The 14836-nt window shown below is 44.9% G+C and carries 15 protein-coding genes; 7 read left to right on the forward strand and 8 right to left on the reverse strand.

Going from position 1 to position 14836, the window contains the following annotated elements:
• The first annotated feature begins 5 nt into the window (after positions 1-5).
• From pgm to EP13_RS07575, 6 genes are all read left to right on the forward strand, one after another.
• Positions 6-1655 (forward strand): phosphoglucomutase (alpha-D-glucose-1,6-bisphosphate-dependent), encoded by a 1650-nt coding sequence (pgm, locus tag EP13_RS07550; RefSeq protein ID WP_044056762.1) that lies wholly within the window; start codon positions 6-8, stop codon positions 1653-1655.
• 218 nt (positions 1656-1873) lie between these two features.
• On the forward strand, positions 1874-4351 hold the full coding sequence (locus EP13_RS07555; protein WP_044056763.1) for a glycogen/starch/alpha-glucan phosphorylase: 2478 nt from the start codon (positions 1874-1876) through the stop codon (positions 4349-4351).
• A 276-nt stretch (positions 4352-4627) separates the two neighbouring features.
• Positions 4628-5929 carry a putative bifunctional diguanylate cyclase/phosphodiesterase gene (locus EP13_RS07560; RefSeq protein WP_044056764.1) on the forward strand — a complete coding sequence of 434 codons (1302 nt, stop codon included), beginning with the start codon at positions 4628-4630 and terminating at the stop codon, positions 5927-5929.
• A gap of 112 nt (positions 5930-6041) precedes the next feature.
• Complete coding sequence (gene astE, locus EP13_RS07565) at positions 6042-7082, forward strand: succinylglutamate desuccinylase (RefSeq protein WP_044056765.1); 1041 nt, start codon at positions 6042-6044, stop codon at positions 7080-7082.
• Complete coding sequence (locus tag EP13_RS07570) at positions 7075-7485, forward strand: HIT domain-containing protein (RefSeq protein ID WP_044056766.1); 411 nt, start codon at positions 7075-7077, stop codon at positions 7483-7485. The genes astE and EP13_RS07570 overlap by 8 nt, the downstream gene beginning before the upstream one ends.
• 80 nt (positions 7486-7565) lie before the next feature.
• Positions 7566-7892, forward strand: coding sequence for a heavy metal-binding domain-containing protein (locus EP13_RS07575; protein ID WP_044056767.1), 327 nt, complete (start codon positions 7566-7568; stop codon positions 7890-7892).
• A 72-nt stretch (positions 7893-7964) separates the two neighbouring features.
• Here EP13_RS07575 and EP13_RS19335 read toward each other — a convergent pair whose 3' ends face one another.
• The 6 genes from EP13_RS19335 to EP13_RS07605 form a co-directional block, all read right to left on the reverse strand.
• Positions 7965-8162 carry a DUF2897 family protein gene (locus EP13_RS19335; protein WP_044056768.1) on the reverse strand — a complete coding sequence of 66 codons (198 nt, stop codon included), beginning with the start codon at positions 8160-8162 and terminating at the stop codon, positions 7965-7967.
• A gap of 7 nt (positions 8163-8169) precedes the next feature.
• Positions 8170-8859, reverse strand: coding sequence for a M15 family metallopeptidase (locus EP13_RS07585; RefSeq protein ID WP_052364319.1), 690 nt, complete (start codon positions 8857-8859; stop codon positions 8170-8172).
• A 16-nt stretch (positions 8860-8875) separates the two neighbouring features.
• Positions 8876-10009 (reverse strand): succinyl-diaminopimelate desuccinylase, encoded by a 1134-nt coding sequence (dapE, locus tag EP13_RS07590; protein ID WP_044056769.1) that lies wholly within the window; start codon positions 10007-10009, stop codon positions 8876-8878.
• A complete protein-coding gene (locus EP13_RS07595) occupies positions 10006-10350 on the reverse strand; it encodes an ArsC family reductase (protein WP_044056770.1) in 345 nt (114 codons plus the stop codon). Before EP13_RS07595 ends, dapE begins: the two co-directional genes overlap by 4 nt.
• 78 nt (positions 10351-10428) lie before the next feature.
• A complete protein-coding gene (locus EP13_RS07600; RefSeq protein WP_044056771.1) occupies positions 10429-10932 on the reverse strand; it encodes a PTS sugar transporter subunit IIA in 504 nt (167 codons plus the stop codon).
• Complete coding sequence (locus tag EP13_RS07605) at positions 10929-11321, reverse strand: ACT domain-containing protein (RefSeq protein WP_044056772.1); 393 nt, start codon at positions 11319-11321, stop codon at positions 10929-10931. The genes EP13_RS07600 and EP13_RS07605 overlap by 4 nt, the downstream gene beginning before the upstream one ends.
• 379 nt (positions 11322-11700) lie before the next feature.
• On the opposite strand from EP13_RS07605, the gene EP13_RS07610 reads away from it, so the two are divergent.
• Positions 11701-12063 carry a VOC family protein gene (locus EP13_RS07610; RefSeq protein ID WP_044056773.1) on the forward strand — a complete coding sequence of 121 codons (363 nt, stop codon included), beginning with the start codon at positions 11701-11703 and terminating at the stop codon, positions 12061-12063.
• 72 nt (positions 12064-12135) lie between these two features.
• On the opposite strand, the gene hppD is transcribed toward EP13_RS07610, so the two are convergent.
• On the reverse strand, positions 12136-13218 hold the full coding sequence (hppD, locus tag EP13_RS07615; protein WP_044056774.1) for a 4-hydroxyphenylpyruvate dioxygenase: 1083 nt from the start codon (positions 13216-13218) through the stop codon (positions 12136-12138).
• A 279-nt stretch (positions 13219-13497) separates the two neighbouring features.
• Entirely contained in the window at positions 13498-14793 is a 1296-nt protein-coding gene (gene hmgA, locus EP13_RS07620) for a homogentisate 1,2-dioxygenase (protein WP_044056775.1), read from the reverse strand.
• Between the last annotated feature and the right edge of the window lie 43 nt (positions 14794-14836).

Raw genomic sequence — 14836 nt, forward strand, 5'->3', positions numbered from 1 at the left:
ATTTCATGGCATTACATCCGCAAGCAGGTAAAGCTGCCGCTCCCGAACAACTTATCAATGTTGCCGCATTGGTAAGTCAATATTACAGCTATAAGCCAGACGCTTCTGCACCCGGTGAAGCGGTAAGTTTTGGTACGTCAGGGCACCGAGGCAGCGCGGCTAATTTTACCTTCACTGATACCCACATTGCGGCAATTTGCCAAGCTTTGGTTGAGTACAGAGAGCAAGAAGGTATTACGGGCCCACTTTACGTAGGTAAAGATACCCACGCCTTGTCGGAACCGGCCATGATAACGGCAATAGAAGTGCTAGGTGCTAACGGGGTTGATGTTGTTATTCAGCGCAGTGACAACGAAAGTATGGGGTATACGCCTACACCGGTTATTTCTCGTACCATTATTCGACACAACCGCAATAGCAGTGATAAAGCCGATGGTGTTGTGATTACACCGTCACACAATCCTCCAGAAGATGGCGGCTTTAAGTATAACCCTCCCCATGGCGGCCCAGCCGACAGCGACGTCACCAAACAAATTCAAGATCGCGCAAATGCGCTTATTGCTGATGGAAATGTGGCAGTAAAACGGGTAGATATTCGCCAAGCCAAAGCACGAGGCTTGGTGCGCGAAGAAGATTTTATGGAACCCTACATCGACGATTTGGCCAGCGTGATAGATATGCAAGCCATTGCCGATGCCAACCTTAAACTTGGCACCGATCCCCTAGGTGGTGCGGGAGTAGGTTACTGGTCTAAGATTGCAGAAAAGTATGGCCTGAACATTACCGTTGTTAATCAAGCGGTCGATCCCCAATTCGGTTTTATGCGCAGAGATAAAGACGGTAAATTACGTATGGATTGCTCAAGCGCGTATGCCATGGCTGGATTAATTGAATTAAAAGATGATTTTGATTTAGCTTGGGGCAATGATCCTGACTTTGATCGCCACGGCATTGTGTGTCCAAGCGCAGGTTTAATGAACCCCAATCATTACCTTGCGGTGGCAATTCAATACCTTTATACCCACCGTCCTCAGTGGCCACAGAGCCTAAATATTGGTAAAACACTGGTGTCTAGCAGCATGATAGACAGGGTTGCAAAAAGTCTAGATAAGCCACTTGCTGAAATGCCGGTAGGCTTCAAATGGTTTGTTGAAGGTTTGTCGCAAAGCAAAATTGGCTTTGCCGGAGAAGAAAGTGCTGGGGGGATTTTTCTACAGCGCGACGGCGAAACTTGGGCAACAGATAAAGACGGGTTTATTCTTTGTTTACTTGCGGCGGAAATCACGGCAGTGACAGGAAAAGATCCGGGTGAACACTATAAAGGATTAACGGAACAATTTTCTGCTCCCGTATATAGCCGCGTAGATGTTGCTGCAACATTGGAACAGAAACAAAAACTATCCGCCATGGACGCCTCTGTGATAACCAGCGATACCCTTGCCGGTGAACCCATTCTTGCTGTGCAAACCCATGCTCCAGGCAACAACGCAGCAATTGGTGGCGTGAAGGTCTCTACGGAAAATGGCTGGTTTGCTGCGCGTCCTTCTGGTACCGAGCAAATCTATAAAATTTATGCTGAAAGCTTCAAAGGTGAAAGTCACTTACAAGAATTGATTGCTGAAGCCGAGGCACTAGTAGGTAAAATCATCAAATAAGGTTAAAAAATAACCTAGATAATCGATGGCTTGTAATAAATATGTTAAAAATCGACTGAATGCATACGAATTCAGTCGATTTTTTCGTTTTTTAACCAAATTATCACAACAATATCGTTTAAGTGCTGCTATATTGCTCTCATGTGACGTGCTATTTATGTAATTTAATTACATGTTGGCGTGATGGAAAACCTTCTCTGATAGAGTGAGACCGCACAATGAACGCTAAAGCGAACAACACCCAATCTCCCGCAAAAATTGACAAATCTGACTTCAAAGCCGCTGTAGTCAAGCACCTTCACTGTACCTTGGGTACGGATGAAAACAAAGCGAACAATCACGCTTGGTGGAAGGCCACCTGTGCCGCAATGCAAGAGCATGTGTTAGAGGGATTACGTAAAACACAGAAAACCCACTATCTTAACGACACCCGCGCTGTGCACTACTTTTCTGCAGAATTTCTTATGGGGCGTTTGCTGTCAAACAACCTGCAAAACTTTGGTCTTTTTGAGGTGGCCAGTGGGGCACTAAAAGAACTTGGTGTTGAGCTGACTGACATCATGGAGCAAGAGCCTGATATGGCATTAGGCAACGGCGGCCTTGGTCGTCTTGCCGCGTGTTTTATTGATTCTTTGGCCACTATGGAGTTACCGGCAATTGGATACGGTATTCACTACGAGCATGGTTTATTCCGACAAGAAATTAAAAGCGGCGCGCAGATAGAGCGTCCAGACAGTTGGCGCGATTATGGTAACCCTTGGGAAATTTGCCGACCAGAGTCTATTCAAGAAGTCTCTCTATTTGGTTATGTTGAAACCAAATATGGCGAAAATGGCAGAGTGCTTAAAGAATGGCATCCTGGTTCTATCGTAAAAGGGGTGCCTTGGGATATCCCAGTGGTGGGATATGAAGGCAAAACTGTGAATGTACTGCGTTTATGGCAGTCAGAAGCCTCTGATTATTTCAACTGGGATGTCTTTAACGCGGGGGGATACGTGGATGCACAACGAGAAAATGTGCAGGCTGAAACCATCTCGAAAGTGCTTTACCCCAATGATGAAACCGAAGCGGGTAAAGAATTACGACTTATACAACAATACTTCTTTTGCTCGTGCTCACTGAAAGACATTATTCGTCGTTACAAGCGTGCTCATGGTGATGATTGGAGCCGTTTTGCTGACCAGGTGGTGATTCAACTTAACGATACTCACCCAGCCATTGCCATCCCAGAGCTTATGCGAATTTTAGTAGATAGAGCTGAGTTAGATTGGGATCAAGCCTGGGGCATTTGTACACAAGTGTTTGCTTACACGAACCATACGCTATTGCCAGAAGCGTTGGAAAAATGGCCTGCTCGCATGATTGAAAAAATTCTGCCTCGTCATTTAGAAATTATCTATGAAATTAACCACAGATTTATGGCTGAGGTTGACAAAAAGTGGCCTGGCGACAACGCCATGAAAGCCAAACTGTCTATAATCGAGGAAGGCCATGAAAAGATGGTGCGCATGGGCCATTTGTCTGTTATCGGTTCTTTCGCCGTGAATGGTGTGGCCGAAATGCACTCTCGATTAGTGAAATCTTCTCTGTTTCCTGAGTTTGACGAATTATACCCGGGCAAACTCACTAACGTGACCAACGGCATCACGCCAAGACGATGGCTGAAGGCGTGTAACCCGTCACTTTCTAAACTGATTGATAAGAAGATTGGCGTAGACTGGCCTAAAGATTTGTACAAGTTAGAAGGGTTAGCCAAATTTGCGTCTAACAAAACCTTCCAAAAGCAATTCATGAAAGTAAAGTTAGAAAACAAAGAATTGCTGGCTGAAGAAATCCGTCAATCGTTGGATTTAGAAGTGGACGTTAATGCCATTTTTGATGTGCAAATTAAACGTCTGCATGAATACAAGCGTCAGCACTTGAACCTACTTCATATCATGGCTTTGTACCGTCGTATTCTTGAGAACCCAGACTACGATATGCACCCAAGAGTATTTATTTTCGGTGCAAAAGCGGCGCCGGGTTATAAGTTAGCGAAAGACATTATCTATGCCATCAACAAGGTAGCAGATAAAATTAACAACGACCCTCGTGTGAATAACAAAATTAAGGTGGTTTTCTTACCGAATTACCGTGTGTCTTTGGCAGAGAAAATGATTCCTGCGTCAGATGTGTCTGAGCAAATTAGTACCGCGGGTAAAGAGGCATCAGGTACAGGTAACATGAAGTTGGCGCTTAATGGGGCCGTGACTATCGGTACGCTAGATGGTGCAAATGTGGAAATCGCCGAGGAAGTAGGCGACGATAATATCTTCATCTTTGGCCTTACCGTTGAAGAAGTGAATGAGCTTAAAGCCAAGGGCTATAACCCTCTTGATTACTACTATAAAGATCCTGAAATTAAAGCGGTATTGGATTGGTTAGAAACGGATTACTTCACGCCGGGTAAGCCAGGCGCGCTGGTCTCTATCAAACAAAGCCTATTGGATCATGGCGACCCTTACATGGTTTTGGCGGATTACAGAAGCTATTCTGATGCACAAATTGCCGTAGATGAAGCCTACAGAGACAAAGAACGCTGGGCTGAAATGGCAATTATTAATACGGCGAAGATGGGTAAATTTACGTCAGATCGCTCCATAAAAGATTACGTCGATAGAATTTGGAAGCTTTCGCCGTGTAAGATTGAGAACTAATCGCACATTTAGGTATCTAAAGGCTCAGAAGTGTTACGCTTTCTGAGCCTTTTTCTTTTGTGGGCTAAGGGTTGACGCACCTTGGGTTAGCCAATGAGGTGCCCACATTTGGCCTTAACAGAAAGTAAATGATGCGTTTAGTTAAGTAAAACTTCAAAAATTTATAAGTAGGTATTAAAAAATATACTCTTTTATGCGCCCGGTGAGTAGTCAGGCAAGACAGAGTTTTCTACACTAGCTCGACACCTAGCCGCCGTTTTGTGCAAGGATATAATTATGAGCCGAATGCATTCGACTTTGGCAACCATTCCCAATCGTTACGCCTTTATCAACACCATCGACGCCTCTGCACATCAGTGTCATTCTTTGTCACTTATGCTTATCGATGTCGTGCGATTTTCCGATGTCACAACGAGTCTGGGTATCACCGTGGGTGATAGGTTCTTGCTAGAGATTGCAAACAGGCTTCACGTACTTTTCAACAAGGAAGTGCGTATTGGAAGAATAAGTGGCGATGTTTTTGGCGTAGTGTTCCTTAATACCTCAAATGCAACGTTTCTTCGCGATATGTTTGAGCGACTAGTGGAGCATTTCAAAACACCTATGTATCACGACGAGCATGCCTTTATTGCAGACTTTAATGTCGGCGTGGTGCAGGGCCGGTGTGACGAGTTTGAAATTACAGCATTTGTTTCTCGTGCTGAAGCGGCCTTAAAACAAGCAAAAGAAAATAAGTACGAAAATTACTACGCTTTAAGCATGCATGATAAGACCGAAACCGGTCGTAGTTTAGCGCTAAAAGCCGACCTCAAACGGGCATTATCACAAAACGAGCTAGAGCTGTACTACCAACCAAAGGTCGATCTAAATACCTTGAACGTTATTGGTGCAGAATGTTTATTGCGTTGGAATCATCCGCTCGACGGCGTGTTGTTCCCCGGGCCGCTCATTGAAGCAGCCGAATCGTATAACATGATGAATGAATTGGGGTATTGGACACTAGAGCAAGCGTTTAGAAGCTTGGTTGAATTGGAAAAGCACGGCCTGCCTATTACACTCTCTGTCAATATCTCGCCAACCCAATTATACGACAATCACTTATTGCCTTCGTTAAAGCTGCTTAGCGAAACATACAGTATGCCGCTGGATCGCGTCGAGCTTGAATTAACAGAAGACGTCGCCTTGTCAAATTCCTTGATGGTGAAAAAGCAACTAGATGAGCTAAGGGCTATGGGGATCGCGATCTCGGTGGACGATTTTGGAAAAGGGTATTCCAATTTAGCTTACATACGAGACTTAGATCTCACCGCCCTTAAAATTGACAAAACCTTTGTGATGGAGCTAACTGATCATCCAGTCAACCGTGCCATTATCGAAGCGGCAAATATCATTGGGAAGGCGAAAGGCTGTGCCGTTATCGCCGAAGGCGTAGAAACCATAAAGCAATTGCATATTTTGCGTGAAGTTGGCGTGCGCCAAGGGCAAGGTTACTTGTTTTCTAAGGCCGTTCCTTTAGGAAGTTTCATTCAATTAGCGCAGCGAGATATTATTGTTGGCACGTCACCTCGCCAAGCCTAACAGTATATTGTATTGAAAAACTAAAAATGGGTTGTGATTAAAACCGTCAAACGTGCAATAGTCCCCGCAAGTCGCTAGACTATCGCCATTCGCAACACGTATGGCTTAATTGATGCAACAACTTATACAACACGGTGAGTTTCTTTCACTCTCTCGAACCGAGCCTCAGCGCTTTCAAACCCCTATTCAATTTGAACTCGATAATCACACGAAAGTTGCTATCTCTGCGCCAGGGATTATTGAATTCACGCCCCTTTCTTTAGACAACATAAGCACTAAGCATATTGTTTTATCTTGCGGTGTTCATGGCAACGAAACGGCACCAATAGAAATGTGCGATGACTGGGTTAAGTCAATTCTTACAGGGCGGCTTGAAGTGACCCATCGCGTTTTGTTTTTGTTTGGTAATTTACCTGCAATGGATATTGCCAAGCGGTTTGTTGAAGAAAACATGAACCGCCTGTTTAGTGGTGCTCACTCGGAAGGCGACGGCTGTAATAATATAGAAAGACAGCGCGCAAAAGCATTGGAAGAGGCAATAAACCAGTTTTTCGCTCATGCACAAGCCGACGAACAGAAATTCCACTACGATTTACACACCGCAATACGAAGCTCTAAAAACGAGAAATTTGCGGTTTACCCTTATTTGCACGAGAGGCGCTACAGCAAAGGGCAGCTCGCTTTTCTGGCGGCCTGCGGGGTAAAAACAATTCTACTTTCAGAAAACCCAACGACTACCTTTAGCTATTTTTCGTCACGCCAGCACGGTGCTCATGCATTCACCGTGGAGCTAGGTAAAGTGCGCCCGTTTGGTGAAAACGATATGTCACGGTTTGCGCAAGCGAAAGAGGCGATAACGTCACTGATTAGTCGTGAAGATTTTTCACCGCAAGTGTCTATGGATGAATTGGATATTTTTCGGGTGAATCAAGTGGTGATCAAAAACGCAGATGACTTTACCTTGCACTTTGACGACGACACGCCCAATTTTACCGATTTTACAAAGGGCACTGTGCTTGCTTCTGAGTCAGGTAAAACCTATGTCGCACAGCAAGACGGTGAAGCGATTGTTTTTCCTAATGCTGACGTGGCGATTGGTCAACGGGCTATGCTTACCGTGGTCCCCACCAAGCTGGAGACGCTAGATGTTTAAGTTAGATGAGCGGTTAGATAAAGATACCTTTTTTATAAGTGACTTACCTTTGTGCCGCGTCTTGTTGATGAACGACAACCAGTTCCCGTGGTTAATCTTAGTGCCTCGGGTAGCCGATGTGGCAGAGATTATTGATTTAGATGAAGCCCAGCAACAGCAGTTTTTAAAAGAGTCTGGATTTGTAAGCCATGTACTAAAACAAAAAACACAGTGCGATAAACTTAACGTGGCAGCCCTTGGCAATATGGTGAAGCAACTGCATATTCACCATGTAGCAAGGTTTACCCATGATGTGGCTTGGCCTAAGCCCGTTTGGGGCAATCAACCAGCATGCCCTTACCACATCGAAAAGGCTAGTGTATTAATATCTACTTACAGAGAATCTCTCGCACTTTTTTATTGAGCTTGCTAGCCTAACGTTAATTTACTCTACTTTTTTACATAGTCTGAAAAAGTAGTGGCGTTTAACAAAGGAGTTTGTTTATGATTATTTCTACTACGCCTTCATTGCAAGGTCAGAAAATAGATGAGTATTGCGGCATTGTAGTTGGCGAGGCTGTCATGGGCGCCAATATCTTCAAAGATTTGTTTGCGTCTATCCGCGATATCGTGGGCGGCCGTTCGGGTTCTTATGAAGAAGAGCTTACGCGTGCTAGAAAGCTGGCGTTCAATGAAATTGAGCACGAGGCAAGAAGCATGGGGGCAAACGCCGTGGTGGGAATTGACTTAGACTACCAGGTTATTGGCGATAAAGGCAGCATGTTGATGGTCAGCATCAGTGGTACCGCGGTGAAGACCTCACCATTGTAACCCCTACAATACACTATCTGCGGCTAAATGCCGCAGAAAGGCGAGGGAAATGGCGGATTTCCCTCGCTTGACTTACCACTCGTCTTCTTCGTCATCGAACCCTTTTTTTGCTTGCCCGTTTCCGTTTTTATTGTTGTCTTTGTGTTTCTGGGTTTGATCTTTCACTTCTTGCGGGAATTTAAACTTCGCGCTGTATTTTAGTAGGGTGATATTGCCAATCACCACGCCTAATACCAATACAATGATAACAACGACCCAAGTGGTATCCATGTGCGTATTACTCTCCCAAATTTAGAATGTAGCGACGGTAAATCATGTGGATGTGGTCAAGCACGGTGCTTTTGCCCTCAAGATCGCTATTTTCAATGGCCGTGACTAGGCTTGCTAGGTTTCTTTGTTTTTCAAACAAATTTGCGCTGTCGGCATGGGATAAATGCCAGGGTTCGCGAGCCACGCCACCGCAATAGCGCGCAAAAGGTAAAGTGAAACCATAGTGCGCCATGTTTTCATTTAACCACTGCGCCAACGGATAGCAAGGGCCATCAGCGGCGTATTCCGTTTCAACCAATTGAAAGTCGCCATCCCATTGGGATACCGCGGCTTTATCATAAACGTCAATATCAGACCCCCAATGGTGGCGACTGCCGCCCGGTAACGCTGACCACATTAAAATAGCATGCAGTTTTTCTACGTTGCTTAAACGGTCAGGGTTTAACGGTACGCCATTGATATCAAGAAGCTTCGCTTCTCCTCGCCACTTTCTATTCCAAATGACGCACTGTCGTTCAAAACTGCGGTAGCTACTCACCAATTGTAAGTCTATACCTTCTTGCTTGGCATCCTGCTGCATGGCGCTAAATGCGTCTAATACAGCGGGGAGAAGTAAATGGCCGTTGCCGGCGTCCATCAGTTGGTGAGGCGATATGCCTAACCAACGAGATGAAGAGTATGAAAGGTGGGTTAACATGATATTGGGGCTGAGACTAGGCGAGTAATCGCACAAGAATGCCGTAATAAATATCAGCAAGTTGCTCTAAATCCGACATTTTTACGCATTCATCAATTTTGTGGATAGTCGCATTTACCGGGCCAAGCTCAATCACTTGCGCACCTGTAGGTGCTATAAAGCGTCCGTCAGACGTACCACCTGCCGTAGACAATACAGTGGGCTCTCCTTTAACCGCTAAAATGGCTTCTTGGGTAGCATCTAGCAATGCGCCAGTATCGGTCAAAAACGGCTGTCCGTTGAATGTCCATTTAATGTCGTAATCGAGTTCATGCTTATCTAAGATATGGGTAACACGCTCAATTAACTGTTTATCGGTAACTTCGGTAGAAAAACGGAAGTTAAAACATACCTGAAGTTCACCAGGAATGACGTTTCCTGCCCCTGTACCACCGTGAATATTCGAAATTTGAAAGCTGGTGGGCGGGAAAAACGCATTGCCATCGTCCCAGTGAGACTGAGCAAGTTCAGTCAGTGCAGGGGTGGCAAGGTGAATAGGGTTGCTGGCCAAGTGAGGGTAGGCCACATGCCCTTGAATACCTTTCACGGTTAAATCACCGGTTAACGAGCCTCGTCGTCCATTTTTAACAATGTCACCCACTTCTGTGGTGGAAGAGGGTTCACCAACAATACACCATGTAATTTTCTCATTGCGGGCTTCTAGCGTATCAATAACGCGGGTGGTGCCATTAATAAATGGGCCTTCTTCGTCGCTGGTAATCAGATACGCAATACTGCCCTTATGGGCAGGATAATCCCGCACAAACTCTCTTGTTGCCACAAGCATTGCCGCGAGGCTTCCTTTCATATCGGCTGCGCCGCGCCCATGCAAGAATTCGCCTACTTCAGTTGCGGTAAATGGCGGCGTTTTCCAGGCATCTTCTGGGCCGCTAGGAACAACGTCAGTATGCCCTGCAAAGCAAAACACTGGGCCTTCATTACCCCGGCGAGACCACAAATTAGTGGTATCTTCAAACACCATGGTTTCATTATTAAAACCTAGTGTAGAAAGAAACGCTTTCATCGCTTCTTGGCAACCTTCATCTTCGGGTGTGACCGAGCGGCGATTCATTAAATTCTTTGCAATATCGATAACGGTATCGTTAATCAAAATATGTCCTCATACTGCGCAGGTTTAAAACCAATGTGAAAGGTGCCATTGTGAAGCAAAATAGGGCGTTTAACCATGGCAGGGTGGGTTTCTAGAAGCGAAAGCGCTTTTTCTTTATCTAAATTGGCTTTATCAGCATCATCAAGTTGGCGGTAGGTGGTGCCGCGTTTATTTAGCATCACTTCCCAACCCAATGCGCTTTCAGCAGTGGTGAGGAACGCCGCTGAAATGCCATCTTTTCTATAGTCGTGAAACACAAAATCAATGTTGTGTTCAGTTAACCATTTCTTTGCTTTTTTTATGGTATCGCAATTGGCTATACCGTAAAGCGTCGTGCTCATAATATGTCTATCCTGAAGGTGTAAAATGTGATTTATGTCTTGGCGACCTACCTATTTTACCTACGTTAATAGGTGCATTTATAAAAAAAGCGTGAAGAGACTGTCTTGCATGCCGTCAACGTATTTTTGTTGTGTAGGCAGCAGCCCCTTCAAGGCCTGCGCATTTAATACGGACATTATACAAATATTTGCCACGCCTTGTTGCTTCAACCATGCAGAATTTACAGAAAATAGCAGGCTACCCTTTTTTATTTTATCGCCTTGTTTAACCTCACACTGAAATTTCTCACCCATTAACCCATTCGTTTGCTCGCCAAACTTAACGATGCATTTTAATCCAAACGTCGACTTCAGGGTAATGGCGTAATTGAGGGGATCCACAGCAAGAATAGTTCCTTCGAATGGGGCGCGGGCTTTGCTTTCGGAAGTTTGTATGGCGAAGCCAGGGCCCCACGCGCCCTTTGCAAAGAGGGGATCAGAGAGTGTGGACAAGCTCGCACATTTCCCAGACACGGGGGCCGCAATGGGAATGGCGCGTTGAAAAGAGTCTGGCGCCTCTACAAGCAATTTATCTGTGATCAAGACACCATTCCTCTTACTGAATATCCCGCATTCACCAAGGCTTTTTGCGCATCGTTGAGTTTATTTTCTTTCACAAGAAAAAAGTCGGTTTCAAAAGTAGAAACCACGAAAATAGACACTTTGGCTTTTGCTAATACCGCGCCTATTTGCGCCATAATGCCCACCATTGAAAGATGAAGTGGGCCAATAAGTTCAAGTGCTTTCCAATTTTCGTCGCTTTCAAGGGAGTCTATGGAGACCGAATCAGGCACCACAATCGACAGTTCATCTTGGGTTTTGCCGAGAAAAAATAATGGGCTTTTGAGCACCTCAGCAGGTATATCACTGTCGCCATCTAAACTGTGAATGGTAAAAGATTGAGGGAGCACCTCTAGGGTTTGTTTGGGCATGAAAAACCAAGGAAATGTTAACGAAGTAAAGTATCCACATTAAACCACCATCTGTGACTAACTGCCAAGTGTTATCCACTTAATCTGTGGATAAGTTTGTTGAGTAGTTTGGGGCTTAATTATAAGTGCATGAAAATAAACAAATAAATAAACTGTACAAACAATAGTCAGTGGATAACATTCACTGTATTGCAAGCATTTTCCACAACCGCTGTCTATACAATTTTATGAAAATGTTCTTCTATTTTTGAATTTCTTTTCTTGACAGTGCGTATTTTTTGTCGACGAAATAGGCCTAAAAGGGGTAGGGTTTATAATTGTAAAACCGATTGTTAATAAGCAAATCGAAAGACACAAAGATAAAAATAAGGTGACGACAATGAGCGATAGTTTATGGTGCGACCTCACCACTGAAAAGGCAGATACGTTAGCTGATTACTATGTTGAAGTGATGGGATGGAAAAAAGAAGCCATCGACATGGGCGATTACAACGATTACGTGATGATGAAAGCAGACGGTACCCCAGCGGGGGGTATCTGTCATAAAAAAGGCTGTAATGAAAACATGCCCAATGGATGGATCCCCTATTTTACCGTGAGCCATTTAGATACGGCATTGCAAAAAAGTCAACGTTTAGGCGGCACCCTGGTAGGGAAAATTAGACAGTTTGGCGAAGATAGGTTTTGTATTGTGACGGATCCCGCGGGGATAAGCTGTGGTTTGTTTGAAAAAAACAGCTAAGCGCGGCAACCCAATTCGCCGTGAATATCAGTACGGCCAATTGGGTCTGCACGAAAAAAAGGTAAGGCTGGGTTAACTGGCTTTATCTTTTAACACACCTCGGCTTAGTTGGTCGCGTTCGATGGACTCAAACAAGGCTTTAAAATTCCCTTCACCAAAACCATTATCTTGTTTCCGCTGAATAAACTCAAAAAATACGGGGCCAAACACGGTTTCTGAAAAGATTTGTAGAAGCAGCCTAGGTTCGCCATTTTCCGTCGTGCCGTCTAATAGAATGCCTCTAGCCTGTAATTCGTCAACGGGCTCACCATGGCCGGGCAGGCGTTCTTCTAACATTTGGTAGTAGGTATCTGGAGGCGGTGTCATAAACTTCATGCCTTTGGCTTTCAGTTTATCTAAGCACGCAGGCAAATCGTCACAAGCGAAGGCAATATGTTGAATACCTTCTCCATTATATTGCATTAGAAATTCTTCTATTTGGCCGCCCCCACCCACGGCTTCCTCGTTAAGAGGAATGCGAATTTTACCATCTGGCGCCGTCATGGCTTTGGATAGTAGGCCGGTATACTCACCTTTAATATCAAAGTAACGAATTTCGCGGAAATTAAATAAAGCAGTATAAAAGTTAGCCCAATACTGCATTCTGCCCCGGTAAACGTTATGAGTAAGGTGATCTAAGGTATGAAAGCCACACCCTGTTGGGTAACGGTCTACCCCTTCAATCCAATGAAAATCAATATCATAAATGGTGTTCTCGCCTTCGTACCTATCAATGAGGTAGAGCATGGCGCCACCTATGCCCTTAATCGCTGGCAGTTTGAGTTCCATGGGGCCGGTATAAGTATCCATAGGCTGGCCACCCCGGCTGAGCACCTCACTGTAAGCATGTTGTGCGTCTTTCACTCTAAACGCCATACCGCATGCAGATGGGCCATGTTCTTCCGCGTAATAACCCGCGTGGCAGTGCTTTTCGTAATTGCTCAGTAAGTTGATGTCTCCTTGGCGCCAGAGTTCTACATCTTTTGATTTATGCCGCGCTACGCGGGTAAAGCCCATGGCCTCGAAAATAGGCTCAAGTATCCCTTTTTCAGGGGCGGTAAACTCTAAAAATTCAAAGCCATCAAGCCCAATAGGGTTTTCGAATAAGTCAGCCATTACATCCCTCACATTTTTATGTGCTTACCCTAATAAGCTTTCATTTAGGGTTTATGCTTAATTTGTAAAAATATTGTAAACGCGAGCGGGTTTATTCAGCAATGGTGGAAGAGCAATAGGAATAGTGAGAGTACGGTACCAAGTGTAACGAATAGTTTTCAGTTCAGAAAAATCCGTATTAAACTTCCAGAGTGATTGTTTAAACTATTGAAATTTAACTGCTATTTCTGCATTTCAAAACACGCAAGTGTGCAGTAAAGCGTACAGTGCATGTACGCGTTACTCAGGTTGCCCGGTAAATTGCTTTTTCAATCCCTTCCAACAGTTTATGTAGTCGGTTTGTCGGCAGGGGGTGTTCAATGCAAAAGGCGTGGGCTTAATCACTAAACTCGATTCCAACATAAACGCCAGGGTATCTTTGTATCTTTGAGGGGTCAGCGTTTCTTGGGTTGCTTTATTAAACACGGCGGCCTCAGGGCCATGGGGCGTCATACAGTTGTGAAGGCTAGCACCTCCAGGTTCAAACCCTTTTTCTTTCGCATCATAGGCGCCTTTAATTAAGCCCATAAACTCACTCATGATATTTCTGTGATAATACGGTGGCCGAAAGGTGTGCTCTGCAACCATCCACCTTTCAGGAAAAATAACAAAATCCACGTTTGCTGTGCCCTCATGGGCAGACGGCGAGGTTAATACGGTAAAAATAGAGGGGTCGGGATGATCAAAACTCACTGAATTAATCACGTTAAACGCGTTCAGGTTGTACTTATAAGGCGCAGAATTACCCACCCAAGCCACCACATCAAAAGGAGAATGAAGCAAAGTGGCTTGATACAGCTGACCGTCAAATTTAGTGACTAACGTATGTGGATTGTCGTTATCTTCAAACCAGGCCACAGGATAGTGAAAATCACGCTGATTAGCGTAGCCATTTGCCCCCACAGGCCCGCGTTCTGGCAGCGTGAAAGGTTGCCCGTAGTTTTCACACACATAGCCGCGGCAATGTTTAGAGATAACGTCTATTGAGAATTTTACACCTCGTGGAATAACGGCAATTTCCTCCGGCTCAAGGCTAAGCCTGCCAAACTCCGTTTTAATCAACATCTCCCCGTGTTGAGGGATAATTAATAACTCCCCATCAGCGTTATAAAAGGCTTTCTTCTCCATATTGGCATTTGCACTGTAGAGGTGTATCGCCATGCCGATGTGAGTATGCGCACTGCCGTTCGCCGCCAGGGTAGTTAACCCGTTTACAAAATCAGTGGGTTCATCTGTAAAAGGGAAGGGGCTCCAGCGCATTGCATTGGGTGGACAAGGTGTTGTATGAGGGGCTGTGACGATGTTACCTAAAGCCATAGGCGCAAAGTCTGACATGGCAACAGAAGGGCGCAGTCTGTATGTCCAACTACGCCTATTGCTTGCCCTTGAAGCCGTAAACGCTGTAGTACTGAGTTGTTCCGCATACAAGTTATACTTCACCTTTTGCGGGCTAAACTGCCCCATAGGTAACGCACCTGCTAAGGCCTCTGTTTCATGTTCATTATTAAAACCTGTTAGGTATTGTAGTTTTGCCACAGACGGCTCCTTAAACACCTTTACCGCCTTCATGGTTTGTTCG

The organism is Alteromonas australica (assembly GCF_000730385.1).
Lineage (GTDB): Bacteria > Pseudomonadota > Gammaproteobacteria > Enterobacterales > Alteromonadaceae > Alteromonas > Alteromonas australica.

Coding starts and splice junctions, on each gene's coding strand:
- EP13_RS07555 (WP_044056763.1), top strand. CDS start 1,874: ATGAACGCTAAAGCGAACAACACCCAATCTCCCGCAAAAATTGACAAA.
- pgm (WP_044056762.1), top strand. CDS start 6: ATGGCATTACATCCGCAAGCAGGTAAAGCTGCCGCTCCCGAACAACTT.
- EP13_RS07605 (WP_044056772.1), bottom strand. CDS start 11,321: ATGCCCAAACAAACCCTAGAGGTGCTCCCTCAATCTTTTACCATTCAC.
- EP13_RS19335 (WP_044056768.1), bottom strand. CDS start 8,162: ATGGATACCACTTGGGTCGTTGTTATCATTGTATTGGTATTAGGCGTG.
- astE (WP_044056765.1), top strand. CDS start 6,042: ATGCAACAACTTATACAACACGGTGAGTTTCTTTCACTCTCTCGAACC.
- EP13_RS07560 (WP_044056764.1), top strand. CDS start 4,628: ATGAGCCGAATGCATTCGACTTTGGCAACCATTCCCAATCGTTACGCC.
- EP13_RS07585 (WP_052364319.1), bottom strand. CDS start 8,859: ATGTTAACCCACCTTTCATACTCTTCATCTCGTTGGTTAGGCATATCG.
- EP13_RS07595 (WP_044056770.1), bottom strand. CDS start 10,350: ATGAGCACGACGCTTTACGGTATAGCCAATTGCGATACCATAAAAAAA.
- EP13_RS07610 (WP_044056773.1), top strand. CDS start 11,701: ATGAGCGATAGTTTATGGTGCGACCTCACCACTGAAAAGGCAGATACG.
- hppD (WP_044056774.1), bottom strand. CDS start 13,218: ATGGCTGACTTATTCGAAAACCCTATTGGGCTTGATGGCTTTGAATTT.
- EP13_RS07575 (WP_044056767.1), top strand. CDS start 7,566: ATGATTATTTCTACTACGCCTTCATTGCAAGGTCAGAAAATAGATGAG.
- EP13_RS07570 (WP_044056766.1), top strand. CDS start 7,075: ATGTTTAAGTTAGATGAGCGGTTAGATAAAGATACCTTTTTTATAAGT.